General features: G+C 66.7%; 25 protein-coding genes. 12 read left to right on the plus strand and 13 right to left on the minus strand.

The window, feature by feature from the left end; genetic code table 11:
- Window positions 1-537, minus strand: a 537-nt coding sequence (locus tag J2X67_RS18215; protein WP_309955016.1) for an ESPR domain-containing protein, incomplete at its 3' end; no start/stop codon positions are given.
- Between the two features lie 268 nt (window positions 538-805).
- On the opposite strand from J2X67_RS18215, the gene J2X67_RS18220 reads away from it, so the two are divergent.
- Window positions 806-1,150, plus strand: coding sequence for a hypothetical protein (locus J2X67_RS18220; RefSeq protein WP_309955017.1), 345 nt, complete (start codon window positions 806-808; stop codon window positions 1,148-1,150).
- A gap of 45 nt (window positions 1,151-1,195) precedes the next feature.
- On the opposite strand, the gene J2X67_RS18225 is transcribed toward J2X67_RS18220, so the two are convergent.
- Window positions 1,196-1,657, minus strand: a complete 462-nt coding sequence (locus J2X67_RS18225) for a GNAT family N-acetyltransferase (RefSeq protein WP_309955018.1) — start codon at window positions 1,655-1,657, stop codon at window positions 1,196-1,198.
- Window positions 1,658-1,673: 16 nt separating this feature from the next.
- Window positions 1,674-2,729 carry a LysR family transcriptional regulator gene (locus tag J2X67_RS18230; RefSeq protein WP_309955020.1) on the minus strand — a complete coding sequence of 352 codons (1,056 nt, stop codon included), beginning with the start codon at window positions 2,727-2,729 and terminating at the stop codon, window positions 1,674-1,676.
- Window positions 2,730-2,838: 109 nt separating this feature from the next.
- Here J2X67_RS18230 and J2X67_RS18235 point away from each other — a divergent pair, with 109 nt between their 5' ends.
- The 5 genes from J2X67_RS18235 to J2X67_RS18255 are packed head-to-tail and all read left to right on the plus strand — an operon-like array spanning window position 2,839 to window position 6,325.
- Entirely contained in the window at window positions 2,839-3,882 is a 1,044-nt protein-coding gene (locus J2X67_RS18235) for a cyclopropane-fatty-acyl-phospholipid synthase family protein (RefSeq protein WP_309955022.1), read from the plus strand.
- Entirely contained in the window at window positions 3,879-4,430 is a 552-nt protein-coding gene (locus J2X67_RS18240) for a DUF2878 domain-containing protein (RefSeq protein ID WP_309955024.1), read from the plus strand. The genes J2X67_RS18235 and J2X67_RS18240 overlap by 4 nt, the downstream gene beginning before the upstream one ends.
- Window positions 4,423-5,229, plus strand: a complete 807-nt coding sequence (locus J2X67_RS18245; RefSeq protein WP_309955026.1) for a DUF1295 domain-containing protein — start codon at window positions 4,423-4,425, stop codon at window positions 5,227-5,229. The genes J2X67_RS18240 and J2X67_RS18245 overlap by 8 nt, the downstream gene beginning before the upstream one ends.
- Entirely contained in the window at window positions 5,226-5,870 is a 645-nt protein-coding gene (locus J2X67_RS18250) for a DUF6134 family protein (RefSeq protein WP_309955027.1), read from the plus strand. The genes J2X67_RS18245 and J2X67_RS18250 overlap by 4 nt, the downstream gene beginning before the upstream one ends.
- A gap of 44 nt (window positions 5,871-5,914) precedes the next feature.
- Window positions 5,915-6,325: a DUF2177 family protein gene (locus J2X67_RS18255; protein ID WP_309955029.1), complete on the plus strand. Its 411-nt coding sequence runs from the start codon at window positions 5,915-5,917 to the stop codon at window positions 6,323-6,325.
- 9 nt (window positions 6,326-6,334) lie between these two features.
- Here the strand turns inward: J2X67_RS18255 and J2X67_RS18260 are convergent, their stop codons facing one another.
- A complete protein-coding gene (locus J2X67_RS18260) occupies window positions 6,335-6,991 on the minus strand; it encodes a ChrR family anti-sigma-E factor (RefSeq protein ID WP_309955031.1) in 657 nt (218 codons plus the stop codon).
- Window positions 6,988-7,548 carry a sigma-70 family RNA polymerase sigma factor gene (locus J2X67_RS18265; protein ID WP_309955033.1) on the minus strand — a complete coding sequence of 187 codons (561 nt, stop codon included), beginning with the start codon at window positions 7,546-7,548 and terminating at the stop codon, window positions 6,988-6,990. Before J2X67_RS18265 ends, J2X67_RS18260 begins: the two co-directional genes overlap by 4 nt.
- Window positions 7,549-7,773: 225 nt before the next feature.
- On the opposite strand from J2X67_RS18265, the gene J2X67_RS18270 reads away from it, so the two are divergent.
- The 3 genes from J2X67_RS18270 to J2X67_RS18280 are packed head-to-tail and all read left to right on the plus strand — an operon-like array spanning window position 7,774 to window position 11,203.
- A complete protein-coding gene (locus J2X67_RS18270; RefSeq protein ID WP_309955035.1) occupies window positions 7,774-9,150 on the plus strand; it encodes an NAD(P)/FAD-dependent oxidoreductase in 1,377 nt (458 codons plus the stop codon).
- Window positions 9,147-9,941, plus strand: coding sequence for a DUF1365 family protein (locus J2X67_RS18275; RefSeq protein WP_309955037.1), 795 nt, complete (start codon window positions 9,147-9,149; stop codon window positions 9,939-9,941). The genes J2X67_RS18270 and J2X67_RS18275 overlap by 4 nt, the downstream gene beginning before the upstream one ends.
- Window positions 9,938-11,203 (plus strand): cyclopropane-fatty-acyl-phospholipid synthase family protein, encoded by a 1,266-nt coding sequence (locus tag J2X67_RS18280; RefSeq protein ID WP_309955041.1) that lies wholly within the window; start codon window positions 9,938-9,940, stop codon window positions 11,201-11,203. Before J2X67_RS18275 ends, J2X67_RS18280 begins: the two co-directional genes overlap by 4 nt.
- An 8-nt stretch (window positions 11,204-11,211) precedes the next feature.
- Here J2X67_RS18280 and J2X67_RS18285 read toward each other — a convergent pair whose 3' ends face one another.
- Entirely contained in the window at window positions 11,212-11,559 is a 348-nt protein-coding gene (locus J2X67_RS18285) for a GFA family protein (protein WP_309955043.1), read from the minus strand.
- 65 nt (window positions 11,560-11,624) lie between these two features.
- Window positions 11,625-12,389, minus strand: a complete 765-nt coding sequence (locus J2X67_RS18290) for an AraC family transcriptional regulator (RefSeq protein ID WP_309955045.1) — start codon at window positions 12,387-12,389, stop codon at window positions 11,625-11,627.
- Window positions 12,390-12,464: 75 nt separating this feature from the next.
- On the opposite strand from J2X67_RS18290, the gene J2X67_RS18295 reads away from it, so the two are divergent.
- Window positions 12,465-13,016 carry a peroxiredoxin-like family protein gene (locus tag J2X67_RS18295; protein ID WP_309955047.1) on the plus strand — a complete coding sequence of 184 codons (552 nt, stop codon included), beginning with the start codon at window positions 12,465-12,467 and terminating at the stop codon, window positions 13,014-13,016.
- Window positions 13,017-13,030: 14 nt separating this feature from the next.
- Here the strand turns inward: J2X67_RS18295 and J2X67_RS18300 are convergent, their stop codons facing one another.
- Window positions 13,031-13,990: a tripartite tricarboxylate transporter substrate binding protein gene (locus J2X67_RS18300; RefSeq protein ID WP_309955049.1), complete on the minus strand. Its 960-nt coding sequence runs from the start codon at window positions 13,988-13,990 to the stop codon at window positions 13,031-13,033.
- A gap of 76 nt (window positions 13,991-14,066) precedes the next feature.
- A complete protein-coding gene (locus tag J2X67_RS18305) occupies window positions 14,067-14,984 on the minus strand; it encodes a dihydrodipicolinate synthase family protein (RefSeq protein WP_309955051.1) in 918 nt (305 codons plus the stop codon).
- A 109-nt stretch (window positions 14,985-15,093) separates the two neighbouring features.
- Between J2X67_RS18305 and J2X67_RS18310 the strand changes: the two genes are divergently transcribed.
- Window positions 15,094-15,996, plus strand: coding sequence for a LysR substrate-binding domain-containing protein (locus J2X67_RS18310; protein ID WP_309955053.1), 903 nt, complete (start codon window positions 15,094-15,096; stop codon window positions 15,994-15,996).
- 52 nt (window positions 15,997-16,048) lie between these two features.
- Complete coding sequence (locus J2X67_RS18315; protein WP_309955055.1) at window positions 16,049-17,242, plus strand: acetate/propionate family kinase; 1,194 nt, start codon at window positions 16,049-16,051, stop codon at window positions 17,240-17,242.
- Between the two features lie 49 nt (window positions 17,243-17,291).
- On the opposite strand, the gene J2X67_RS18320 is transcribed toward J2X67_RS18315, so the two are convergent.
- The 4 genes from J2X67_RS18320 to J2X67_RS18335 form a co-directional block, all read right to left on the minus strand.
- Window positions 17,292-18,788 carry an MFS transporter gene (locus J2X67_RS18320; RefSeq protein ID WP_309955057.1) on the minus strand — a complete coding sequence of 499 codons (1,497 nt, stop codon included), beginning with the start codon at window positions 18,786-18,788 and terminating at the stop codon, window positions 17,292-17,294.
- A gap of 96 nt (window positions 18,789-18,884) precedes the next feature.
- A complete protein-coding gene (locus J2X67_RS18325) occupies window positions 18,885-19,814 on the minus strand; it encodes an SMP-30/gluconolactonase/LRE family protein (RefSeq protein WP_309955060.1) in 930 nt (309 codons plus the stop codon).
- Window positions 19,815-19,880: 66 nt separating this feature from the next.
- Window positions 19,881-22,886, minus strand: coding sequence for a transglycosylase domain-containing protein (locus J2X67_RS18330; protein WP_309955062.1), 3,006 nt, complete (start codon window positions 22,884-22,886; stop codon window positions 19,881-19,883).
- Between the two features lie 169 nt (window positions 22,887-23,055).
- Window positions 23,056-24,024, minus strand: coding sequence for a bifunctional enoyl-CoA hydratase/phosphate acetyltransferase (locus J2X67_RS18335; RefSeq protein WP_309955064.1), 969 nt, complete (start codon window positions 24,022-24,024; stop codon window positions 23,056-23,058).
- Window positions 24,025-24,301 lie beyond the last annotated feature (277 nt).

Here is a 24,301-nt window from a genome sequence, read left to right on the forward strand (position 1 = left end):
GCCATAGCCGTTGCCGTTGGCGAAGTCGCCGGTCTGCGATTGGCCGGCCGCACCGGCGTCGCCCTGCCAGGTGCCGGGGCCCACCAGGGTGGTGGTGGCTCCGGCGGCGCCGCCGGAGCCGGGGGTGGCGCCGGCAAAGCTGCCGATGTCGGCGCTGCTGCCTGCGCTGGCGCCGGTTTCGGTGGAGGCGCCGCCGTCGCCGCCGTGGGCGTTGACGGTGGTGTCGTTGAGCCCGCCGCTGCCGCCCTGGGTGTCGCTGCCGCCGCTGCCGGCGTGCAGGGAGGTGTCGCTCGTGGGCTGGCCGCCGGTGCCGCCGGCGGCGCCTGCGGGCAAGGCCAGGGCTGCGCCGAGCAGCAGCACGGACAGGGCGATGGCGTGCAGGGGCAGGTCGGCCCGGGTCAGGGTGCGACCGCGGTCCTCGTTATTGCTGGCGCCGTCGCTGCCGCTGACTGCCCTGGCGCGGCCGCGCGAGATTTCAGGAGTGGCAACCCAGGCACCGAGCGAAGGATTCCAGAGGCTTCGAAAAATTCTGTTCATGGCTTTACCCTTTTGGCGGCTTGTTCCCCCCGGTTGACCTGCCAACGAGGGCGTCGCCTGGTGTCCATGCCGGACCGCAAGCGTTCTTTTGCCGTGAAGCCAATGTAAAAATTCAGGCCTTTTCGGGCATGAGCGGTGCGCCCCTTTCCCGGGGAGACAAACGTCCCCGCGCGTCCTTGTGCAGGCCATGACAAATCGCCTGCCGATGCGGGCAGTGCTGCCTCTCGTCCTACAGGGAGTTCGCCGCCGAGCCCGCAGGATGGGGCCCATGAGCAAGTTGATCTTTGCAAGCGTGAGCGTGGCCGCGTGGTTTGTGGCTGCTACCGCAGCCGCCGAGCCCGTGCGGGTGCCTGTCGACAGCGACGAGAAGGGCACCATCTACGTGGCGCCGAACGTCAGTCCCACCGAAACCTCGGCCTATACCAAGGGCGCGACCATTGGCGTGGAGCGGCCCGATGGCAGCGGCACCTATATAGGCACCGACACCTCCACGCCGCGGCCAACCTACTCGCTGGGTGCGAGCACGGGTGGCAACGTGTCGCTCACGGGCGGTGTGCTGAGCGACGGCAAGAACAACAACGGTGTGAAAGCCGGCGTCACCATCAAGTACTGACGCGCACCCGCCGCGGGCCGCCGCGGCTTTCCGATATTCAACCGCTCAGACGAGCGTGCCGTACACGATGAATCCGTCGTGCGAGGCCACCTTGTCATAGAGCGTGCGCCCGGCGGTGTTGGTTACATGCGTTTGCCAGTACACGCGGTGGGCGCCCACGCGTTGCACATGCGCGTACACACCTTCGATCAACTGGCGCCCCACGCCCCGGCCCCGTTCGGATTCGAGCGTGAACAGGTCTTGCAGGTAGCAGGTCGGCTCGATGCGCGTGGTGCTGCGGTGAAAGAGATAGTGGGCCAGCCCCACAAGCCGGCCCTCGCGCTCGGCCACCAGCGCGTGCACCGGCTCGTAGGCATCGAAGAAGCGCTGCCATGTCGCCTGTGTGATCTCGTCGGGCAGCGCCGTGGGGCCCTCGCGCTTGTAGAAGGCGTTGTAGCCGTCCCATAGCGGCTTCCAGGTTGCATAGTCCTCCGGCGTCGGAGGGCGGATGAGAAGCGAAGAAGACAACACGGCTGCGCCCGGCTCAACGCCCGAAGAAGGGGTTCAGTGCTTCTTCTTCGGCAGGTGACTTTTGCTTGCGGCCCGCGGGTGCGGGCGCGGCAGCCGGAACAGGCGCAACGGCGGTCTTTCGCGGAGCAGAAAGTACACACGCTGCGGGTGTCACGCTCGGCATCGGCGGAAAGACCGGTGGCTCGCCGGCCGGGCCCATCGACTGTTCTAGAAAGTCGAGCATCGCTCGCATGGCGGCGCTGTTGTGCCGGCGCTGCGAATACGCGGCGTAAAGCCAGTGGTCCTTGGGCATGTGCTCGCGCAGCACCGGCACCAGCGCGCCTCGTTCCAGGTGCGACTGCGCCAGCGGCTCGGGCACATAGGCCACGCCCGCGCCGCGCAGTGCCAGCTCGATGAGCGCAACCGCGTCGTTGGCTTCCATTCGGCTGTGCACCTGCACCTCGACCGGCTTGCCCCCGGTTTCGAAGGGCAGGTGGGTGGTGGGCTTTGCCGAATAGCTCAGCACGTCGTGTCGGGCCATGTCTTCGGGCACCTTGGGAATGCCGCGTTGCGCCCAGTAGGCAGGGCTTGCGCACACCACCATGTCGAACGCCACCAGCCGGCGCACGATCAGGTTCATGTCGTCGATGCGGCCGCCCGTCAGGTGAATGTCGATGCCTTCCTCGATCAGGTCGATCTCGCTGTTGGTGAACACCAGGCTTACATACACGTCAGGGTACAGCTTGATGAATTCGGCAATCACGTCGGACAGCCAGCCCGCAATCAGCCCGTGCGGCGCGCTCATGCGAAGGCGCCCGCGCGGGTGCGAGCCGTGGGCCTGCAGGTCGTTCAGCGTGTTTTCGGCCATGGCCACCAGTTCGGTGCTGCGGTCCAGCAGCACCTGCCCCGCATCCGTCAGGCTCAGCGACCGGGTGGAGCGGTTGAGCAGGCGCACGCCGCTGCGCTCTTCGAGCTCGGCCACATAGCGGCTGACCGTGGCTTTCGACATGCCCAGCGAAATGGCCGCACGGGAGAAGCTGCGCCTGAACGCCACTTCACGGAATGTTTTGATGAGGTCGAGTCCGTCCATGGTGGCTGCATTGTTTCAGTTTCCGGGTGGGGCTGCAGATCCAACGGGCGGATTCCCGCGTATAGCCCCGGCAGGCTCCCTTCGGCGCCGCGAACAAGGATTCACGCGCATGCCGCAAACCACTGATGCAGCCATTCGCTCCGTTGAGCGGGGCCTGGTGCCCGACACCCTCGTGCGGCTGGGCATTCGGCGCCTGCTGAGGGCCAGGCTGGCCGAACTCGAAGGCGGCGCCGCGGAAGAAACCGCGGACCTCACCGAAGTTTTCTTGCAGGAGATGCGATCGGCCCCGCTCGCGCTGTTGCCGCAAAAAGCCAACGAACAGCACTATGAAGTGCCCGCCGGCTTCTTCGGTGCCGTGCTGGGGCAGCACCGCAAGTACAGCAGCTGCTACTGGCCCGACGGCACAAAAACGCTGATGCAGGCCGAGACGGCCGCGCTCGAGGCCACCTGCGAGCGCGCGGAGCTGCGCGACGGACAAGACGTGCTCGAGCTTGGCTGCGGCTGGGGTTCGCTCACGCTGTGGATGGCCGAGCGCTACCCCGCGAGCCGGATCACGGCGCTTTCCAATTCGCAGTCGCAGCGCGAATACATCGAGGTGGAGGCTACGCGCCGCGGGCTGCACAACGTGCGCGTCATTACGCGCGACTTCAACGACTTCTATACCTCCGACCGGTTCGACCGCATCGTGTCGGTCGAGATGTTCGAGCACCTGCGCAACTGGCCGCGCGCCTTTGCCAACGTGGCGCGTTGGCTGCGGCCCGAAGGCCGGTTCTTCATGCATGTGTTTGCGCACCGCGACGCGCCCTATGCCTTTGTCGAACGCGACGCGAGCGACTGGATGAGCCGCCATTTTTTCTCGGGCGGCATGATGCCGTCCGACAACCTGGCGCTGCGCTGCCAGGACGACCTGCGTGTGCTCAAGCAATGGCGCTGGGACGGCACTCATTACCAGCGCACCGCCGAAGCGTGGCTCACCAACATGGACGGGCGCCGCATGATGCTGTTTCCGCTCTTCAGGCGAACCTACGGCGCCGACGCCGAAGTGTGGTGGACGCGCTGGCGGCTCTTCTTCATGTCGGTGGCCGAGCTCTTCGGCTATGAGAGCGGCCAACGGTGGTGGGTGAGCCACTATCTGTTCGAGCGCCGCGCATGAGCCGGCCCACGCGCGCCGTCCAGCTGGCGAACCTGGTGGTGTTTCAGCTGGCATGGTTTGCGGCGGTGCTGGGCGCGGCGCACCAGTGGCCGCTTGCGGGCACCGCCTGCGTTGCCGCCGCTATCGGATGGCATCTGCTCGTCTCGGCCCGCCCGGCGCGCGAAGCACGGCTCGTGGCGCTGGCCTGTCTTGTGGGGTTCGTCATCGAGACGGCGGTCGTGCTGCAGGGCCACGTCGTCTATCCGTCCGGGCAGCCCGTGCCGTACCTGGCCCCTTATTGGCTGGTGTCGCTATGGGGGCTGTTCGCCATTGCGCTGAACGTGACGATGCGGTGGCTGCGCGAGCGGCTTTGGCTGGCATGCGTGCTCGGCGCCATCGTCGGCCCTTTGTCTTTCGCCTCGGGCGTGCGGCTTGGCGGCGCCGAGTTTGTGCATGCACAGCCGGCGCTGCTCACGCTGGCGGTGGTCTGGGCCGTGCTCGTGCCGGTGCTGGTGCGGCTTTCGATCCGCTTCGACGGCGTCGGCGTTCCGGAGTTGCGCCATGGGTGAGAACCCGGGTTTCATGACCGTGGCCCTGGCCGGGCTCGCGGCCACCGCCGTTCTTGCATTCGCGACCTGGCTCGCCAGCCTGGCACGGCGCGATGCCAGCCTGATCGACCGCGTATGGTCGCTTTGCATCCTTGCCGCGGCCGGAACCTACTTTTTCTTGCTGCCGCCGCAAGCGTCGGCGCGCGCGCTTTGCATGCTGCTGATCGCCGCCGCGTGGGCAGTGCGGCTCAGCGCTTTCATCAGCTGGCGCAACTGGGGCCACGGTGAAGACCGGCGCTACCGCCAGATCCGCGAACGCAACCAACCGAACTTCGGGCTCAAGAGCCTCTACCTGGTGTTCGGCCTGCAGGCCGTGCTGGCGTGGATTGTCTCGGCGCCTTTCCTGGCCGGCATGTCGGCGGGGGTGGCGATGAATGCGCTCGATGCCATTGGCATTGCGCTGGCGGTCTTCGGCATTGCATTCGAGAGCATCGGCGATGCGCAGATGGCGCGCTTCAAGGCCAACGTGGCGAACAAGGGGCAGGTGATGGACCGCGGCCTGTGGCGCTACACGCGGCATCCCAACTACTTCGGGGAGGCCTGCGTCTGGTGGGGGTTGTGGCTCATGGCCATGGCCGGAGCAAGTTGGAGCGGCGCGTGGGCTGCGGTGTCGCCAGTGCTCATGACGGTGCTTCTCCTGAAGGTGTCCGGCGTGAGCCTGCTGGAGAAAGACATTGCCGAACGACGCCCGGCCTACCGCGACTACATCGCGCGCACCAATGCCTTCTTGCCCGGCCCTTCGCGCGGAGAGCCACGATGAAAAAACCAGCTTGCTACCGGGCGGCGGCGTACCTTGCCATCGCATTGGCTGCTGCGCCCGCCGCAGCCGCACCGGCCGGCGAATCGACCTTCAGCGTGTTCCTGGACGAAAAGCCCATCGGCGAGCATCGCTTCAGCATAGGCGGCACCGAAGACGCGCGCAGCGTGGTGAGCGAGGCCAGCTTTACCGTCAAGCTGCTGGGCCTTACCGTGTACCGCTACCGCCACCGGGCCGTCGAAAAATGGCGCGGCGACTGCCTGAGCGAACTGAGCGCAACCACAGATGACGATGGCAAGGCCAGCCGCGTGCGCACCGAAGCCGAAGGCGACGGGCTCGCCGTTGTGACCGATGCGGGCCGGCAGGCGCTCAAGGGCTGCGTGATGAGCTTTGCCTACTGGAACCCCGCCATCCAGCGCCAGCCGCGCCTGCTCAATGCGCAGACCGGCCGCAGCGAGAGCGTGCAAGTCAGCCGCGCCGGCAGCGGCACGGTCGAGGTGCGCGGGCGGCAGGTAGCGGCAACGCGCTGGCGCATCGACGGCCCGGCGCAGCCCATCGACGTCTGGTACTCGGCGCAGGGCGAATGGCTCGGGCTCGACTCCATGGTCGACGGCGGGCGCAAACTGGTCTATCGGCTGAAGTGATCCGGCGGTCTTCCATCCAAACCAACTCAGAGAGAGAAACGTTCATGTCCATCCGGCAATTTGCCATCGCCTATGCGGCGTCGGCAGTGGTTTTTCTGGTGCTCGACGCCATCTGGCTCACCGTCATGGCCGACAGGCTCTATCGGCCCGCGCTGGGCCACTTGATGCTGGAGCGTTTTGCGCTGGGTCCGGCCGCAGCGTTCTATGCGATCTACCTTGCCGGTGCGGTGGTGTTTGCCGTGTCGCCTGCGCTCGGCAGCGGCCGTTGGCTCACTTCACTCGGCCTTGGCGCGCTGCTCGGCCTCATGGCCTACGCCACCTACGACCTGACCAACCAGGCCACGCTGAAAGACTGGTCCTGGACGGTGACCATCGCGGACCTTTGCTGGGGCACTTTCGTTACCGCGGTTTCGGCGGCAGTCGCCGCCAAGGTGACATTGGCTGTGAGCCGCTGACGCGGCCGGTTACATGCCGACCAGCGCGCCCAGGGTGCGTGCCACCACGCCGTTGAACAGCACCCGGCCGCGCACCGATGCAAGGCAGATGCATTCGCCGCCCGCCTGCACCACCGGCTGGTGGTGAAAGCTGCCGTCCGCTTCGTCGAAGTCACCCGGACCGAACAGGGCCCGCCCGTCATGAAAGGTGCCGTAGAGCACCTGCGTGAGCTCGGAGTCGCTGTGCGTGTGCATCGGCAGGTTCTTGCCCGCGCCGATGCGCAGCAGAAACACATTGGCTGCCGGATCGTCGGGCAAGGTCACGCGGCTCCAGCGCATGCCCGGCCCAAGCCAGCGCCAGCGGGTGGCGGGGCACCCGGCAAGCGAGCGCGGCCAGCTCATGCCGGGCGGAAGCACGGGGTGCGGTGCCTGCGCCGGCGTGGCAAGAGGCTTGGGCGATGCGTCGATGGCCGCCATCGTGCGCGCAAGCGCATCGGGTGCCATGGTTGCGGCCGGCAGCTCGTCCAGCATGGCGCCGCCCACGGCTTCGAAGACGCGCATGCGCTCCTGGCAATGGGCACAGTTTTCTACATGGCTCGCAACGACCACCGAATGGCCGCGCTCGAGGCTGCCCGCCGCATGGGCCAGCAGCAGGTCGTCGTCTGGGTGATGTTGAATCGTTGTCATGGTTCGAGTCCGTCGAGCAGCCGCCGCAAATGGCGAACGGCCAGGCGCACGCGCGACTTGACGGTGCCGAGCGGCAGGCCCAGCGCCTTTGCAATCTGCGAATGCGGTTGCTCCTCGTAAAAGGAAAGGCGCAGCACTTGCGCCTGTTCGTCCGGCAATTGCGCCATGGCCGCGCGCACGCCGGCTTCGCGCTGCCGCGTCAGCATGAGTTCGTCCGGCTGCGGGAGCGTGTCGGGCATGTCGTCGCCATCTAGTTCGTCCGCCTCGGCCGTGCGGTTGCCAATGCGCCTGAAATGGTCCACCCGCAGGTTGCGTGCAATGGTGAAGATCCAGGTCGAAACATTGGCGCGGGCCGGGTCGAAGCTCGGCGCCTTGCGCCAGACGCTCACCATGGCTTCTTGCGCCAGTTCCTCGGCCAGCCCGTCGGAGGTGCCCAGCCGTATGAGGTAAGACTTTACGCGTGGTGCGAAATGCTTGAAAAGCGCGGCAAAGGCCTGCCTGTCGCCGTTGAGCGCGACGGCCTGGGCCAGGTGATTAAGTTCTTCGCTTGTCGGCATCGCGTTCCGGCCTTGATGCAGTGTCACTATCGACAGCCAGGGCGCTCGCGCTCTGACGCGCGAGGAGACCGGTGCCTGGGTTTGTCGGACGGTGTTCATGCTGCTCTTACGCACCGCCGGCGGGATTAGATCACAGCGGTTCGTTTCAATGCGGCCAATCCACACCGGCAATCCAAACTGGCGACTCATGCGTACAAGTTGCCACACATTCTTTTCGGAGCCCCCATGACGATTGCCGCAGCCCCCCATGCGCCCGCACCGCCCGGCCTGGCTTCCGGCGGCCCGGCGCTCGATATTGCGGTAATCGGCAGCGGCATTTCGGGGCTTTCAGCCGCCTGGCTGCTGTCGCAGCGGCACCGGGTCACCCTGTACGAGGCCGACAACCGGCCCGGCGGCCACAGCAACACGGTACAGGTTGCAACCGGGGCGGGTGTAACCCCGGTCGACACGGGCTTCATCGTGTACAACGAATCGGCCTACCCGAACCTCACGGCATTTTTTGCGCACCTGGGCGTGGCAACCCAGGCGGCCGAGATGTCGTTTGCCGTGAGCCTCGACAACGGCGCACTCGAGTATTCGGGCAGCGGCCTGGGCGGCCTCTTTGCGCAGCGCGCCAACCTGGTGAGCCCGCGCTTCTGGTCGATGCTGTACGACCTGGTGCGTTTTTACCGGCAGGCCCCCGGCGATGCGGCGCAATACGGCTTGCTGCCCCTCGATTGCTACCTCGATGCGCGAGGCTACGGCCAGGCCTTCAGGCAAGACCACCTGTACCCGATGGCGGCGGCCATCTGGTCGACCCCTGCCGCACGCATCGGCGACTACCCCACAGAGGCCTTCGTGCGCTTTTGCGAAAACCACCACCTGCTCAACCTTGGCGGCCGGCCGATGTGGCGCACCGTGGCGGGCGGCAGCGTGCGCTATGTGCAGCGGCTCACCCACGGCATGGGCGACAGGTTGCGGCTGGACACCGCAGCCGTGCAGGTGCGGCGCGAGGCCGACTCCGTTCTTGTGCTCACCGAAGGTGGCGGGGCGCCAAGGCGTTTCGACCACGTGGTGCTGGCCACCCACGCCGACCAGGCGCTGCGCCTGCTGCCCGACGCAAGCAGCGCAGAAACGCGGCTGCTGGGCGCCTTTGGCTACAGCCGCAACCGCGCCGTGCTGCACAGCGACCCGAGCCTCATGCCCCAGCGCCGCACGGTATGGTCCAGCTGGAACTACCTGGCCGACCGCAGCCGCGGCGGGGCTTTGTGCGTTACCTACTGGATGAACAGGCTGCAGGGAATTCCGGAAAGCACGCCGCTTTTTCTTACGCTCAACCCCGTGCACGAGCCGGCGCGCGAGCACCTGATCGGCAGCGAGGTGTATGAGCACCCGGTGTTCAACTCGGCCGCCATGCGTGCGCAAGACGAGCTTTGGTCGCTGCAGGGGCAGCGCCGCACATGGTTCTGCGGGGCCTACTTCGGATCGGGCTTCCATGAAGACGGGCTGCAGGCGGGCCTGGCGGTGGCAGAGGCACTGGGCGGCGTGCGCCGGCCCTGGAGCGTGCCAAACGAATCGGGCCGCATCAAGCTGCGCCCCGCGACTGCGGCGGAGGCTGCTTGAAGCAGGACTCCGCCCTTTATCTCGGCCGGGTAACGCACCAGCGGCTGCGCCCGGCGCGCCACCGGCTGGGCTACCGCGTGTTCTCGCTGCTGGTCGATGTCGACGAGTTGCCGGCGCTTTCGCGCAGGCTGCGGTTGTTTTCATTCAACCGCTTCAACCTGTTCAGCCTGCATGAAAGCGACTACGGCGCGGGCGACGGCATGGCGCTGCGCGGCTATGTGGAGCGGCAGCTCGATGCCGCGGGCCTGCGCACGGGCGGCGCCATTCACCTGCTCAGCATGCCGCGCATCCTGGGCTATGCGTTCAATCCGCTCAGCGTGTATTTTTGCGGCCACCCCGACGGCGGCCTGCAGGCCGTGCTCTACGAGGTGAGCAACACATTCGGCCAGCGCCACAGCTACCTGATTCCGGTGAACGAAGCCGAGCGCCACGGCGACCGCATCGCGCAGCAATGCGCCAAGCACTTTCATGTGTCGCCGTTTCTCGATCTCGACATGCGCTACGACTTTCGTGTGGAGCCGCCCGAGGCCACTCGCAAGGGCCTTCGCATCAGCATTACCGCGTGCGACACCGAAGGCGCGGTGCTCACCGCGAACTTCGTTGCAAAGCGGCGCCCGCTGGGCGATGCGGCCCTTGCGCTGGCCTTTTTCTCGCACCCGCTGCTGACCTTCAAGGTGGTGGCCGCCATTCATTGGGAGGCGCTGCGGCTGTGGATGAAGGGCGCCCGCTTTCGCTCTTGCCCGCCCGCGCCCGCCAAGCCGGTCACCATTGCTGGAACCAAGGACTCATGAGCAATTCATCTTCTTCCACCTCCGGCGGCCTCGAAGCTGCTGCGCTCGTCGCGCCAGTGGGCCTTGCCCCGGCGTCATGGATTCGCCAGCCCCTGCGCAGGCTGCTGGTACGCCTGTTGCGCAGCGTGCGCTGCGGCGTCATTGCGGTGGAACTGCCCAATGGCCAGCGCGTGGAAGGCCGCGGCGCCGCCGAAGGCCCGCATGCCGCCATCCGGCTGCACCGCTGGCGTCCGCTCGCGCGCATGCTGCTGCGCGGCGACATCGGCCTTGCCGAGTCTTACCGCGACGGCGACTGGTCGAGCCATGACCTGGCGGCGCTGCTCGAATTCGGCATTCGCAACGAGGCCGGCTGGGGCCGGGTGTTCGAGGCCTCGCTGCCCGCAAAATGGTTCGGCCGCGCCGTGCACCGCATGCGCGCCAACACGCGCCGCGGCAGCCGGCAGAACATCTCCTTTCACTACGACATGGGCAATGCCTTCTACGCCCAGTGGCTCGATGCCGGCCTGATCTATTCGAGCGCGCTGTACGCAACGGGCAACGAATCGCTGGAAGAGGCGCAGGCGGCCAAGATCGACCGCATTGCCGAACTGCTTGCGCCGGCGCCCGACAGTTCGGTGCTCGAAATCGGCTGCGGCTGGGGCGCCCTTGCACTCGCGCTGGCGCAGCGGCACGGTGCGCGCGTAACGGGCCTCACGCTTTCGGCTGAACAGCTTGCGCATGCGCAGCAGCGCGTGCAGGAAGAAGGTTTGTCAGCGCAAGTCGACCTGCGCCTGCAGGACTACCGCGACGTGCAGGGCAGCTACGACCGCATCGTGTCGATTGAAATGCTGGAGGCGGTTGGCGAGCGCTACTGGCCGGTGTACTTCGACACGCTGCAGGGGCGCCTGGCGCCGGGCGGCACGGCGGTGGTGCAGGTCATTACCATCGCGGACCAGCACTTCGAACAGTACCGCCGCAGCCCCGACTTCATCCAGCGTTTCATTTTTCCGGGTGGCATGCTGCCGACGGTGCAGGCGCTGGAGGCACAAGCCAGCCGCGCCGGCCTTGTGCTGGAGCGCGCCGAGTCGTTCGGTGCCAGCTACGCGACCACGCTTGCCGAATGGCGCCGCCGCTTTCTGGCGGCATGGCCGGCCATAGAAGCGCAAGGGTTCGACGCCTCGTTCAAGCGGCTGTGGGAGTACTACCTTTGCTATTGCGAGGCTGGCTTTGTGTCGGGCCGGGTCGATGTCGGGCTCTTCACGTTGAAGCACGCGGCGGCCTAGGCCGGTGCCTACATCGACCGCCCATCGAACTGCGTGACCGGAATCGACTGCAGGTCGATGCCTTCGATGCAGCGGATGTTGATGGCCGCCATCGCTTCGCCCGAAGGCGTCTTGGCTTCACCGTAGGGATGAATGCCGCAATTGGGGCAGAAGCGGTGCTTGATGGCGTGCTTGTTGAAAAGGTAGACGCTCGTGTCTTCTTCGGGCGTGAGCAATTGCATGTTGCCGCGCGGCACAAACCACATCAGCGTGCCCTTGCGCTGGCACATGGAGCAATTGCACGACATGGCCGACGCGATCTCGCCCTCGGCCTCGAACTTGATGCGGCCGCAGTGGCAGCTTCCCTGGTATTTCATGCGCGGTGTCCTTTCGTTCAATAGTTAACCATCGGGTTGAGTATTGAGCGGATGCGGCGGCATTGTCAAGCGGCGGCGGCACGCTTCAACTCCGCCGGCGCATGCCCATAGGCCCTGGAGAACGCCCTTGAAAAAGCTGCGGCGCTGCCAAAGCCGGCTCGCCGCGCCGTCAGCTTGACGGCTTCTCCGGCCGCGAGATGCCGGCGCGCCAGCGTAAGCCGCCAGGAGCCCAGGTAGGCCATCGGCGTCATTCCCACCGTTGCGCGAAACGCGGACATGAATGCACTCCTGGACATGGCCGTTCGGTCCGCCAGGTCGTCCACCGTCCATTGCCGCGACGGCGCCTCGTGAATCGACACCAGCGCCCGATGCAACGCGGGGTGCGCAAGCCCCGCAAGCAAGCCCGGCTTCTGCGCACCGGTGTCTATCGCGCTCCTCAGCACCATCAGCATGAGCACTTCGGCCAAGCGGTTCAGCGCGGCGCTGCGGCCGCACCGGCTTTCGGTCGCCTCCAGGAGAAATGCCTTGGCAGTGGCCTCCAGTGCGAGTGATTCGTTCAAGGGCACCGATATTTCGTCGGGCATGGCGCTCATCAGGGGATTGGTGTCGTTGTCGAAATCGACATGCGCCGCAACGCGCACATCGGCCGGCAGCGCGCTGGAGCCGTGCAACCGAAAGACCACCCTCGCATCGGCCTTGCCATCCGCTCCCGCAAGCAGCAACACCGGCCCGGGGGAATGAGGCTCGGCAAGCACGGCAACCCGCAGCTTGAACACCTCGATGAACGCGGCAAGCCTGTCCGCCTTGGTGAGATTTGGACTTTGAATCATGGAATCTGGACTCTTCATGATCGCAAGCATGCGATCTTCGAGCCTCGTTTGCAACCACCTCAAAGGAACACCCACATGCTGATGCCACGCCAACAAGCCCCGGAACTCGTGGTCGATACCCTTGCGGCCGGCACCTTTCGCCTGGCCGACGAAGCACCCGAACGAATGACACTGCTGTGCTTCTACCGGGGCCTGCATTGCCCGATTTGCGCCACCTACCTGAAAGAGCTTGAGCGGCTGACGCCCTCATTTGCCGAGCGCGGCGTCAGCACCATTGCCATCAGCTCGGACGGCGAAGAACGCGCACGCGCCATGGCCGAGAAGATCGGCGCGGCCAACTTGCGGATCGGCTACGGGCTTTCGCTCGCAAAGGCCAGGGAGTGGGGCCTGTACGTTTCGGCGTCTCGCGGCAAGACGTCCATCGGCATCGAGGAGCCGGCGCTTTTTTCGGAGCCGGGCTTGTTTCTCGTCAGGCCCGACAACACCGTTTACTACCTCTCCGTGCAGTCGATGCCCTTTGTGCGCCCCAACTTTGCGGAGATGGTTCAGGCGCTGGATTTCGTCATCAAGAACGACTACCCGGCGCGCGGCGAGTACACAGGCCCGCTGCACGAGCAACCGGCCTGAGCAGGTAGCGCTGCTTATTCCGCGGCAATGCCCGCGGTCTTGATGATCTGCCCCCAGCGGTTCAGTTCGGCCAACTGGAACCGGGCGAGCTCTTCGGGTGTGGAAAGCGCGGCCTCCATGCCGGCTTGCTCGACCAGCTTTTGCACCGCAGGCGTCTGGATGGCACGGTGCATGAGCGCGTTCAACCGCTGCACCACCGGCGCCGGTGTGCCGGCAGGTGCATAGAGCGCGTTCCAGTAGCCGAACTCATAGCCCGGCAATGATTCGGCAATGGCAGGAACGCCCTGTACCAGTGGCAGGCGCTTGGGGCTGCTTACGCCCAGCGCGCGCAGTTTGCCCGCCTTGACGTGGGGCAGGGTGGTGGCAAGGTCGGCAATCATCAGCTCGGTTTGGCCCGCGACCAGGTCGAGCACTGCCGGCGGGTTGGCCTTGTAGGGCACGTAGTTGAAGCGGGTGCCCGTCATCTGCTGGAACAGCTCGGTGGCCACCTGCGCCGACGAACTGCCCGAGCCGTAGTTGAGCTTGCCCGGCGCGGCCTTGGCGGCGGCAATCAGCTCGGCCACGTTGTTGGCCTTGACCTGCGGATTGACCACCAGCAGCTGGTAGCCCTTGGTCAACAGCGACACCGGCGCGAAGTCCTTGATCGGGTCGTACGAAAGCTTTTTCTGCAGGTGCGGGTTGGCCGATTGCGTGGTGTTGGTGGTCATGAACACCGTGTAGCCGTCGGGCTGGGCCCGCGCGACAAACTGCGCCGCAATGCCGCCGAAGGCGCCGGCCCGGTTGTCGACGATCACGGGCTGGCCCGTTTCCTTGGTCAGCTCCAGCCCGATGGCGCGCGCCAATCCGTCGGTGGCGCTGCCGGCGCTGGAGCCCACCACGATGGTGATGGGCCGCGCAGGAAAGTTCTGCGCGCTGGCGGCGCCGCAGAGCGGAAGAAGCATGGCAAGTGCCAGGAGCGATCGGCGGTGGTTCATTGGTTTGTCCTTAATAGTTATGGAGAAAGAAAAGGAGGAGGGCGGCAACGGCAAGCCCTGCGTTGGCACGAGAAGATCAGCGCAACAAATTCCAGCCCGACATGAGCGCATGCAGCTGCCGGTGCTGGTGGTCCGTCAACGGCCAGGCCGAAGGCGGGCGCGTGGCGCCGCAGTCGTTGCCCATCAGCTGCAGCGCGGTCTTCACCACCGTTACGTTGGTGCCGTTGTTCTCTTGGGCGCGAAGCTCTTCGAAGGGCAGCATCTCGCCGATGAGGCGCATGGCCAGCGCATGGTCGGCGGCTTCGAGCGCGTTGTAGATGGCCACCGAGCGCTCCGGCAGCACGTTGATGAGGCCCGACGTAAACCCGCGCGCACCCACGGCGTAGAACGGCGGCGCCCACACTTCGGCCAGGCCGCCCACCCACGCCAGTTGGCGGTCGGCAGTGCGGCGCATGGCCTCGGCCAGCACCAGCGGCGTGGGCGAGGCCCACTTCACGCCCACGATCTCGGGTATGCGGCACAGCTCCTCGATGGCGGCCAGGCCGATGTTCTCGTTGCGCAGGTACAGCACCATCGGCAAGCCGTCGGCCGCGTCCGCAATCTTTCGGAGGTACGCCACCACGCCGCGCGGCGCAACGAAGGGGTCGGGCGGCTGGTGCACCATGAGCGCATCGGCACCGGCCTGGCGCGATGCGCGGGCCAGGGCGCAGGCCTCGTGAACGCTGCGGCCCACGCCGGCCAGCAGGGGCACGCGACCCGCTACGCATTCGGCTGCGGCATGCACCATGCGCTCGGCCTCGTGCGCCTGAAGGCCGTAGAACTCGCTGGTGTTGCCATTGGCAACCAGCACATGCACACCGGCCTGCACGGCGCGGTCGACCACCGGCTTGAGCGGCGCAACGCTGATTGCGTCGTCGGCGTCGAAGGGCGTCACCAGAATGCCGGAGATGCCGTTGAGTGCATCGCGCAACGCGCGGCCTTGGAAAGAACTCATGTCGAATACAGGATTGGAAATGGATGAAGCGCGGAGAACGGCTACTCTAGGAGCCACCGGCAACAGCGTCCAATCCATACATGGGATGCCGCCATTCAAGATTTGAATCGTGTTTCAGCTCACCCAACTCCGCTGCTTTGTGGCCGTTGCCACCGAACTGCATTTCGGCCGCGCCGCCGCATCGCTGAACATGACGCAGCCGCCGCTCACGCGGCAGATCCAGCTGCTGGAGCATGAAGTGGGCGTGCTGCTGCTCGAACGTGCGGGCGGCAGCGTGCGGCTCACGCCCGCCGGCGAGGTGTTTCTGCGAGAGGCCGAAGACATCTTGCGCCGCAGCCAGGCCGCTACCCTCGCCGCGCGCCGCGCCATGCGCGCCGATGCCGGCAGCGTGACCATGGGGTTCATTCCGGCGGCAAGCTTCACCATGCTCCCGCAACTGCTGGCGGCTGTGCGAGCCCGGTTGCCTGACGTGCAAGTGATGCTGCGCGAAATGCAGACCGCCGACCAGATCGAAGCGATTGGCGCCGACCGCATCGAGCTGGGCATCGTGCGGCCCTTCGCGCCGCGGGCCTTTACCGAATCGGCCCCGATATTCCGTGAGCCCTTTGTGCTGGCAATACCCGCGGAGCACCGGCTGGCGCAGCTTGAAACGGTTCCGCTCGGCGCGCTGGAGGGGCAGCCCTTCATCGAGTTCTGCCCCTCCGAGTCGCGCTACCTTTATGAGCTGGTGGCCGGGCGGCTGCGTGCCGAAGGCGTTGCGCCCGAGGTGGTGCAAACGCTGAGCCACACCCATTCGATACTGTCGCTGGTAGACGCGGGTGTGGGCGTGGCGGTGGTGCCGCACTCCGCGCACAGGCTGCGCTATGCCGGCGTGGTGTTCAGGCCGCTGCAAGATGCGGGCGGCTTCGACGTCGAGCTTCACCTGGCGTGGCGACGCGGCGGCAGGCATGGCGTTGCCGATACCCTGCGCATGCTCATCCAGCAGACCTACCCCGCCCCTGCAAGGCCGTAGGGCTTTCTTGTACGATCTTTCGAGGCAACGGGCCCGCTTCAACACTCTTTTCATGACCGATTCGCTGCTTACGCTGAATGCCGGCTCGTCATCGATCAAGGTCGCGCTGTTCGACGCGGCCGAGGGCGGCGGCTCGCTGCCGGCTGCGCGCTGGTCTGGCCAGGCCGATGGCCTTGGCGCGGGCCTCAAGCCCAGGCTGCGGGTGCACGATGCAAGCGGCGGCATGCTGCACGATGCCGCGCTCGAAGGAGACCAGGCTTCGCACCAGGGCGCGCTGGCCGCGCTGCTGGAGTGGCACGCCAAGCAGCACGATGCCAGCCGCATTGCCGCGGTGGGCCATCGCATCGTGCACGGCGGCGGCAGCTTCATGGAGCCGGTGCGCGCCAATGAGGCCGTGCTTGCAGAACTGGCCGCGCTGGAGCCGCTGGCGCCGCTGCACCAGCCGCACAACCTTGCAGGCGTGCGCGCCGCAATGCAGGCCTTCAGCGGCGTGCCGCAGGTGCTGTGCTTCGACACCGCCTTTCACGCCACGCAGCCCGATGTGAACCGCCGCTTTGCACTGCCGCGCGCGCTGCACGATGCGGGCGTGCGCCGCTACGGTTTTCACGGGCTGTCTTATGAATCGATCGTGGCGCAGTTTGCCGAGCATGCGCCGCACCTTGCGCAGCAACGCGTGATCGTCGCGCACCTGGGCAACGGGGCCTCGATGTGCGCCATGGCGCGGGGTCGCTCGGTCGCAACGACGATGAGTTTTTCTCCGCTCGACGGCCTCACCATGGGCACGCGCTGCGGCCGGCTCGACGCGGCCGTGGTGCTGTACCTGATGCGCTCGCGCGGCATGTCTGCGGACCAGGTCGAAAAGCTGCTGTTCCGCGAATCGGGCTTGCTGGGGCTTTCGGGTGTTTCAAGCGATATGCGCGAGCTTGAAGCTTCGAAGGTGCCAGCGGCTGCAGAGGCCATCGCGCACTTTGTGGAACAGGTACTTCAGCACATGGGCAGCCTTGCCGCGGCGCTGCGCGGTGTCGACGCAATTATCTTCACCGGAGGCATCGGCGAAAACGGCGCCGCGTTGCGCGAGCGTGTTCTTGAAGAATGCGGCTGGCTGGGCATGGAGTTCGATGCGGCAGCCAACGCGAAAGGCGCAACGCAGCTGACTACGCCCGCGAGCCCCGTGAGCGCCTGGGTGTTCAAGACCGACGAAGAGGCGGTGATTGCGCGGCACACCGCGCGCGTGTTGCGCCGGTAGAGGTGGAACGTCCGCTGCGCTGATGATCGGCGCCCGATCAGGGCTGCCTTCAAGAGGTGGCTTCGAGAGCACCGGCTTTCGCCAGCCCTTCGCGCGGTTGCTTCTTCATCAGCCAGTTTGTAGCAACCAGCGCAAGAAGCACGGCCGCGGCGGCGCAACCGAATACCGATTGCAGCCCGTGTGCCAGCGCCGCCGTTACCGCACCGGCCGGCGCAACGTGCGCCAATGTTGTGGCAAGTTCGCGCTTCATCAGATGCACCAGCAGCGCCGCCAGCAGGGCCACGCCGGCCGCGCCGCCCAGGCTGCGCAGCATGATGGGTGCCGCCGTGGCAATGCCCATGTGCTGAGCAGGCGATACGCGCTGTGCCACCACAGTGACGATCGGAAAGAGCAGCCCGAGCCCGAGTCCGAGCGGCAGCAGCGCGGCCGAAAGTGCCAGCGGCCTTGCGGGCAGCCATTGCAGCACGCCCGCCATCAGGCCGAAGGACAGCAGCATGAGCAAGCAGGCCGCGCGCGCTATTGAAGCGGCAGGCCTCTGTGCGCGCAACAGCTTGCCGCTGGTGATGGCCGCCAGGGTAATGCCGGCCATCAACGGCAGCAGATGCCAGGCGGAACCGGTGGGCGAAAGGTGCAAGCCAATCTGCAGGTACTGCGGCAAGAACACCACTGCGGCGTAGAGCGCAACGCCCGTCGCGGTTCCGATGAGGCTGACCGCCGCGTAGGCCGGGCGAGCGAACAGCGAAAGCGGCAGCAAGGGGTGCGCGGCTCGCTTCTGCCGCCACAGAAAACCCAGCGTGAATGTGGCGCCCAGCGCCAGCAGAAGCCATAGCGAAACCTGCTCGGGCAGGTGCAGCTGGCCATGCTGGGTGGCCAGCAAAAGCAGAACAAGAGCCGCGGTGAGCAGCGCCGCGCCAAGCCAGTCGATGGCCATGCGCTGCCGCCCTTGCGTGGCCGGCGCTTGTGCGGCGGTTGGGGTGCCCGGTTTCGATGGCAGGGTCGATGCCAGCACCCCCCAGGCCAGCGCCGCCGGCGGAACATTCATCCAGAAAGCCCAATGCCACGACAGGTGCTCCACCAGTGCGCCGCCCATCAGCGGCCCGAACATGGTCGAAACACCATAAGCCGCGCCGAGCAGCGCCTGGTAGCGCCCGCGCTGCTCGGGCGCGAACAGGTCGGGAACCGTGAGCATGGCCAGCGTCATCAAGCCGCCGCCGCCCGCGCCTTGCAGCGCCCGTGCAAGCACCAGTTGCTGCACGTTCTGGCTTGCCCCGCAGGCCAGCGACCCGGCCAGGAACAGGCCGATTGCCAGCAGCAGCATCGGCTTTTTGCCCAGCACGTCGGCCAGGCGCCCGTACAGCGCAATGACCACCGTCGCGGCCAGCAGGTAGGCCGAGAACACCCATGCCAGCGGCCAGCCGCCCGGCAGCTCGCGCGAAATGACCGGCACCGCGGTCGAAAGAATGGTCTGGTCGAGCGCCGCCAGGACGAGCGTCAGCACGAGCATGGCAAAGGGAAGCAGGGGCGAAGAGGTGCGCGGGGCTTTCATGGGCGCAGTGTCTGCAGTCGCAATCGTTTTGTGCCCTCCGTATCGTCGCTGACCGGCGCTGCGAAGAAGCGCGTGGTGTGACTGCGGCCGCGCGCGTCAGGCCTGAAAGTTGAGCCTGAGCCCCGGCGTGGGCCACTCATCGATGGCAATCAGCCGCCCGCTGCCTGACAGCGTGACGTAGGCCGTGCGCATGTCGCGCCCGCCAAAGCAGATGTTGGTGGTGTAGCGGTCTGGCAGCGGCACGTGGTCGCAGGTGCTGCCGTCTGGCGCGACGATGGTGATGCCGCCGTGCAGCAGCGTGGCCACGCACAGGTTGCCCAGCGCATCGGCCGCCATTGAATCGAAGCGTTGGTAGTGCCCGCCAGGCGATGCGCACAGCATGCGCCCGCCGTGCGGCGAAGGCCAGCCGTCTTTGCGGAGGCGCCCCGGCGCCGTGATGTCGAAGGCCCAGAGGCGCGCCCCTTCAGTCTCTGCGTAATACAGCGTGCGGCCGTCCGGCGAAAGCGCAATGCCGTTCGGCGTCATGGCCGGCCGCACAAGCGCGTGCGCGCCGCTGCCGTCGCTGTGGCCGTAGAACACGCCGCCCCTGTCCATGTCCCGCTCGCGCGTCTTGCCCAGGTCGGTAAAGTAGAAGCCGCCTTGCGCGTCGAACACGATGTCGTTCGGCCCGCGCAGTGCAAAGCCATCGACCGTGTCGTACAGCCGCTCGGCGTGTCCGGTGGCAAGGTTTACGCGCTCGATGCGGCCGCCCGAATAGTCTTCGGCCTGGCCCACGGGGCGGTGGCAACCGTCGGCCTCGGTGTGCCAGCGAAAGCCGCCGTTGTTGCACACGTATACCGCGCCATCGGGCCCCATGGCGGCGCCGTTGGGGCCGCCGCCCAGGTCGGCCACCACCTGCACCAGCCCGTCGTGCCGCACCCGCGTGAGCGTGCCGCGCGCAATTTCGACCAGCAGCACAGAGCCGTCGTCCATGGCAATGGGCCCTTCGGGAAACTGCAGGCCGGTAGCTAGTTCGCGGATTTGCATCGGGGGCCCTTTCTCTTGCTGGGGCCGCCTTTTTACACCCGCTGCAAGCGCGGGCTGCGCATCAGATCAGTCGCCGCCGCAGCCGTTGCGCTCCAGCACCGGCAGCAGCTGCGGCCCCAGCGACTTGAGCAGCTGCGTCGGCAGCGCGCTGGTGAACTTGTAGCGCGCGGCATACGGCTCGCCCACATAGGCCATGATGGTGCCGAAGTAGCGGTCGCCAATGGTGAACACGAACGTGGCCGAGCGGCTGATCTTGCGCTCTGAATTCTTGCTGCCGCCACCGCCTACATGCCCGTAGCGGTGGTCGCCGGTGCCGGTCTTGCCGCCCACTTCGAGCACGCGGCCGTTCGCATCCACCAGCACGCCCTTCAGGCGGCGGGCCGTGCCGTCTTGCACCACCTCTACCAGCGCGCGGCGCACGGTGGCGGCAACCTCGGTGGGCAGCACTTGCTCTGTGCTTGCGTTGCGCTGCTCCAGCCGTGTCTCGTAGGGCGTTTCGCGCGCAAAGTGCAGCGCACCCACACGCTGCACCGGGCGGCGCATGCCGTCGTTGGCAATGATGCCCATCAGCTCCGCCAGCGCGGCTGGCCGGTCGCCCGATGCGCCGATGGCGCTTGCATAAGACGGCGTGAGCGATTCGAACGGGTAGCCCAGCCGTTGCCACGAGCGGTGGATCTGCGCGAAGGCATCGAGCTCGATCAACTCGCGCAGGCGCGTGTCTTGCGCGCTCTTGTGCCGCGTCTTGAAAAGCCAGGCGTACACCTCTTGCCGTTCGTTCGCGCTTGCGTTCAGCACTTCGGTCAGCGTTGCGCCGGGGTGGCGCCGCAAAAAGCCCACCAGCCACAGCTCCAGCGGATGCACGCGCGCCACGTAGCCCCTGTCAGCCAGCGACAGGCCCGCATAGGTGGTGCGCAGCGCCCGCAGCGTGCGTGGCGAGCCGGTGTAACTGCGGCCCAGCTTTTGCGCCAGCAACTCGTCGAGCCGCTCGTCGGTGGCTTCCGGCTCTATGGTGAACAGCACGCTCGCCAGGCGCGGTGCAGAGGCCCCCGTGCGGCGCAGCAGCAGCGCCTCGGCATCGGCGGCCGGCAGGCGCTGGTACTTGCGATAGAAGCGCATCAGGTAGGCCGAGCCCTCGCGGTCGGCAAAGCGTGCCAGCAGTTCGCGCCGGCGCGGATCAGCCGGGTCTTTCAGCAACACCTCGGCATCTGATTCGCCGCCGAACATGCGGTGGCGCACCACGTCGCGCATCAGGCGAATGAACACCAGGTTGACCGAATGCTTGAAGCCTTCGCGCACCGTCATGAATTCGCTGTTGCGCGAGCGCTCGAAGTTTTCGAATTGATGCAGGCCGCCGCCGGTAAAAAACGCTTCTCCCGGGTTGGCCGAATACTTGCGCTCCATGGCCGCCTCGAGCATTGGCGCCAGGCGCTTGTCTTTGGTGCGCTGCAGGTATTGCCGCGCCCACGCGCCCAGCGGGTCCCGCGGGCTCGGCGCCAGTGCAGAAAGCTGCGCCGGGCTCAGCCCCGCCCAGCGGCCGTGCAGCTCGGCCACCAGCTCCAGGTAGCTCACCAGCGTGCGCAGCTTGGCGGTGGAGCCCAGGTCGAGCCGCGCGCCCTGGTTCACGTCGAAGGGCTGGTCGATGTTGTCTGCCTGAACCCGCAGCAGATTGGCCTGCGGGCCGCGCTCGAACAGCGTAAAGCTGTAGATCAGCGGGCTCGGGTCTGCGCCCGCATCCAGCAGGTGCGGGCCGTAAAGCCCCGCCGCCTTGGCCGCGGCCGGCGTGCGCATGCTGGTCAGCACGCGCGCAGCCAGCGCTTGCGCCTCGCCGTCGAGGCTGGTTTCGGCCTCCAGGTCTAGCCGCTCCAGGTCGTAGGCGCGCGGCACGTCGAGCAGGGTGGATATGTGGGTGCGCAGCGCGATCGTGGCCTTGCGCTGAACAAAGTCTGGCCGCGCGGTGGCGGGCAGCTCTGGCCGCAGGCGCAGGGGCGCAGCAAGCGCCGCATCGCGCAGCGCCGGCTGGATTACGCCCGCATCGGCCATCAGCCGCAGGTAGCTGTCGGTGAGCCGCGCCAGGCCTGCGCCGTCGCTCAGCAGGTGCTGCGACGGGCGGCGCTGCGCAATCATCAGCGACAGCGCCTGCTTGAAGGCCCCGGCCTGCCGCTGCAGCGCATCGGGCGTGTTGGCGGCGCCTTCCGCGTGGTCGGCGAGCAGGCGGTTCACCTCGCGGAAGTCGCGGCCGTACCAAGCCCACAGCCCATCGCCCATGCCGTGCACCTCGCCCATGCCCTGTCGCGCGGCCAGCGGCACCGTGTCGAGGTAGTCGACCACGATCTGCCGGCGTCGCGCCAGCGTGTCGTCGCCGTCTTGATAGGCCCGCACCGATGCAGACGCCATCTGCCGCAGCTTTTCGCGCACAGATGCGGTGCGCCCATGCGGCGAATGGCGGTACTTTTCGATTTGCGTGGCCAGCGTGCTGCCGCCTGTAGCCATTTGGCCCGGGCTGAACACCCGCAGCGCCTGCTCCAGCGCGGCCTTGGCAAAGCGTTCGGGGTCTAGCGCCGGGTTGCGCTGCGGCGGCTCCGCATCGAGCAGATGGCGGTCTTCGACAAACAGCAGGCTGCTTACCAAAAGCGGCGGCACCTCTTCAAACCGCTCGTAAGCACGCTGCGGAGAGCGCGTGTGCAGCAGCGCCGCGGCGCGGCAGTCGCGCACCGTAAGGCCGGCCTGGTTCTTCTCGCGATAGGGGGTAAACAGCCCGTGCTCTTGCAGCTCGATGAGCCGGGGCGACATGCGTGCCTGCCGGGTAACGGTGTAGCCCTGCGGCCCGAGCCGCTCGATGAAACGGGGCAGATCGTGATAGCCCAGCCGCTCGTCGTAAGGGCCGGTTTGCGGAAAGCGAATGGCGTTGCTCGCGCCCGCATCGACGCTGAAGGTGGCACCGGCGGCAAAGTCGCGCCACATGGCCGATTGCAGCCGCGAAGTCTTCAGTTCGTTAACGGCCAAGAACGCTGCAAGCGCACCCAGCACGGCGAGCCCAGTGCCGATCCAGAAGACCTTCTTGAACCTTGTCATGCTCTGCCTCGCACACAGTCTGCAACGCGGGTTCGCCCAGGGCGATGATGCGCCTTTGGCAGCAGTTTGGGTGGTGCGCGGCAGCCTGAAACGAGGGAGAACTACCTATTGGGAGTTAGCGGTGTGTCGGCGTACAAATGCGGGTTGCCGCAGGGTTAAAAAATAAGCGTCAACCCACCGCCTTGATGAGTCGCTCGCGCCCCGCCTTGGCCAGCATCGACGCCACCGCGCAAGAGGCCAGGCGCGCCGGCTCCGAGTCGGCCCGGCTGGTCAGGATGACCGGCACCCTCGTGCCCAGCACAATGCCCGCCGCAAACGCCCCGCCCAGAAAGGTGAGGCTCTTTGCCAGCATGTTGCCCGCGTCCAGGCTGGGCACGATCAGCACATTGGCCCGGCCCGCCACCGGCGACACAATGCCCTTGATGCGCGCCGCCTCCGCGTCAATGGCGTTGTCCATGGCCAACGGCCCGTCGACCTCTGCGCCGGTAATCTGCCCGCGGTCGGCCATCTTGCACAGCACCGCCGCATCCAGCGTGGAAGGCACCTTGGTGCTCACCGTTTCAGTGGCCGAGAGAATTGCCACCCGCACCGTAGGCATCTGCAGCGCATGCGCAAGGTCGATCGCGTTCTGCACGATGTCGACCTTTTCATCGAGCGTGGGCGCAATGTTGATGGCCGCGTCAGAAATGATGAGCGGCTGCGGGTGCCCCGGAACGTCCATCACAAAGCAGTGACTGATGCGCCGCGACGTGCGCAGCCCGCCCTCGCGCCGCACCACCGCGCCCATCAACTCATCAGTGTGCAGGCTGCCCTTCATCAACGCATCGACCTCGCCGCGCAACGCCATGGCCACGGCCGCGTCGGCTGCGGCGTGGCTGTGGGGAGCGTCGACGATGGGGATGTTGGAAAGGTCTGCATTCGCCTCGCGTGCCGCGGCTTCGATTTTTGCGCGCGGGCCGATGAGCGTGGGGGCGATGAGGCCGAGTGCGGCTGAAGCGAGGGCTGCTTCGAGGGAGACGGCGTTGGCTGGGTGGACGACTGCGACGCGCAGGGGTGGGAGGGCGCGGGCTGCGGTGATTAGGCGATCGTAGTGGGGGTTGGTGGTGGAGGGCGAGGGAGGCGGGGAAGAGGGCGGCATGCGGGCTCCGAGCTTGTGCGGTTCAGGGAGTTTGCAGCAGCTGGATGAAAGCCGGTTGATCGTCGCTGATCACCAAAACGTTTCGATCAACTGCGCCGTGGCGGATGAGATTTTTTGTTTTGCCCTGCCGACGTGGGAAAAGTTGGGCCGATGCTCGATTTGTTCACTGCATCCGCTGCACCGGGGCTCCCATCGGGGCGCTTCTCTCCATACATTTGAAGGACTGCCGCGCCTCACGGCAAGAGATCGCAATGCACACCGCAGCGATGTCGATGTG

Origin of the sequence: Variovorax sp. 3319, assembly GCF_031456585.1 — a bacterium.
Classification (GTDB): Bacteria; Pseudomonadota; Gammaproteobacteria; order Burkholderiales; family Burkholderiaceae_C; genus Variovorax; species Variovorax paradoxus_P.

Bases quoted from the DNA above. Each gene is read 5' to 3' on its own strand.
- J2X67_RS18235 (WP_309955022.1), top strand. From the start codon at position 2,839: ATGCCGCAAACCACTGATGCAGCCATTCGCTCCGTTGAGCGGGGCCTG.
- J2X67_RS18230 (WP_309955020.1), bottom strand. From the start codon at position 2,729: ATGGACGGACTCGACCTCATCAAAACATTCCGTGAAGTGGCGTTCAGG.
- J2X67_RS18300 (WP_309955049.1), bottom strand. From the start codon at position 13,990: ATGAACCACCGCCGATCGCTCCTGGCACTTGCCATGCTTCTTCCGCTC.
- J2X67_RS18265 (WP_309955033.1), bottom strand. From the start codon at position 7,548: ATGCCGACAAGCGAAGAACTTAATCACCTGGCCCAGGCCGTCGCGCTC.
- J2X67_RS18220 (WP_309955017.1), top strand. From the start codon at position 806: ATGAGCAAGTTGATCTTTGCAAGCGTGAGCGTGGCCGCGTGGTTTGTG.
- J2X67_RS18285 (WP_309955043.1), bottom strand. From the start codon at position 11,559: ATGAAATACCAGGGAAGCTGCCACTGCGGCCGCATCAAGTTCGAGGCC.
- J2X67_RS18295 (WP_309955047.1), top strand. From the start codon at position 12,465: ATGCTGATGCCACGCCAACAAGCCCCGGAACTCGTGGTCGATACCCTT.
- J2X67_RS18305 (WP_309955051.1), bottom strand. From the start codon at position 14,984: ATGAGTTCTTTCCAAGGCCGCGCGTTGCGCGATGCACTCAACGGCATC.
- J2X67_RS18250 (WP_309955027.1), top strand. From the start codon at position 5,226: ATGAAAAAACCAGCTTGCTACCGGGCGGCGGCGTACCTTGCCATCGCA.
- J2X67_RS18335 (WP_309955064.1), bottom strand. From the start codon at position 24,024: ATGCCGCCCTCTTCCCCGCCTCCCTCGCCCTCCACCACCAACCCCCAC.
- J2X67_RS18255 (WP_309955029.1), top strand. From the start codon at position 5,915: ATGTCCATCCGGCAATTTGCCATCGCCTATGCGGCGTCGGCAGTGGTT.
- J2X67_RS18290 (WP_309955045.1), bottom strand. From the start codon at position 12,389: ATGATTCAAAGTCCAAATCTCACCAAGGCGGACAGGCTTGCCGCGTTC.
- J2X67_RS18280 (WP_309955041.1), top strand. From the start codon at position 9,938: ATGAGCAATTCATCTTCTTCCACCTCCGGCGGCCTCGAAGCTGCTGCG.
- J2X67_RS18260 (WP_309955031.1), bottom strand. From the start codon at position 6,991: ATGACAACGATTCAACATCACCCAGACGACGACCTGCTGCTGGCCCAT.
- J2X67_RS18245 (WP_309955026.1), top strand. From the start codon at position 4,423: ATGGGTGAGAACCCGGGTTTCATGACCGTGGCCCTGGCCGGGCTCGCG.
- J2X67_RS18330 (WP_309955062.1), bottom strand. From the start codon at position 22,886: ATGACAAGGTTCAAGAAGGTCTTCTGGATCGGCACTGGGCTCGCCGTG.
- J2X67_RS18320 (WP_309955057.1), bottom strand. From the start codon at position 18,788: ATGAAAGCCCCGCGCACCTCTTCGCCCCTGCTTCCCTTTGCCATGCTC.
- J2X67_RS18240 (WP_309955024.1), top strand. From the start codon at position 3,879: ATGAGCCGGCCCACGCGCGCCGTCCAGCTGGCGAACCTGGTGGTGTTT.
- J2X67_RS18325 (WP_309955060.1), bottom strand. From the start codon at position 19,814: ATGCAAATCCGCGAACTAGCTACCGGCCTGCAGTTTCCCGAAGGGCCC.
- J2X67_RS18270 (WP_309955035.1), top strand. From the start codon at position 7,774: ATGACGATTGCCGCAGCCCCCCATGCGCCCGCACCGCCCGGCCTGGCT.
- J2X67_RS18315 (WP_309955055.1), top strand. From the start codon at position 16,049: ATGACCGATTCGCTGCTTACGCTGAATGCCGGCTCGTCATCGATCAAG.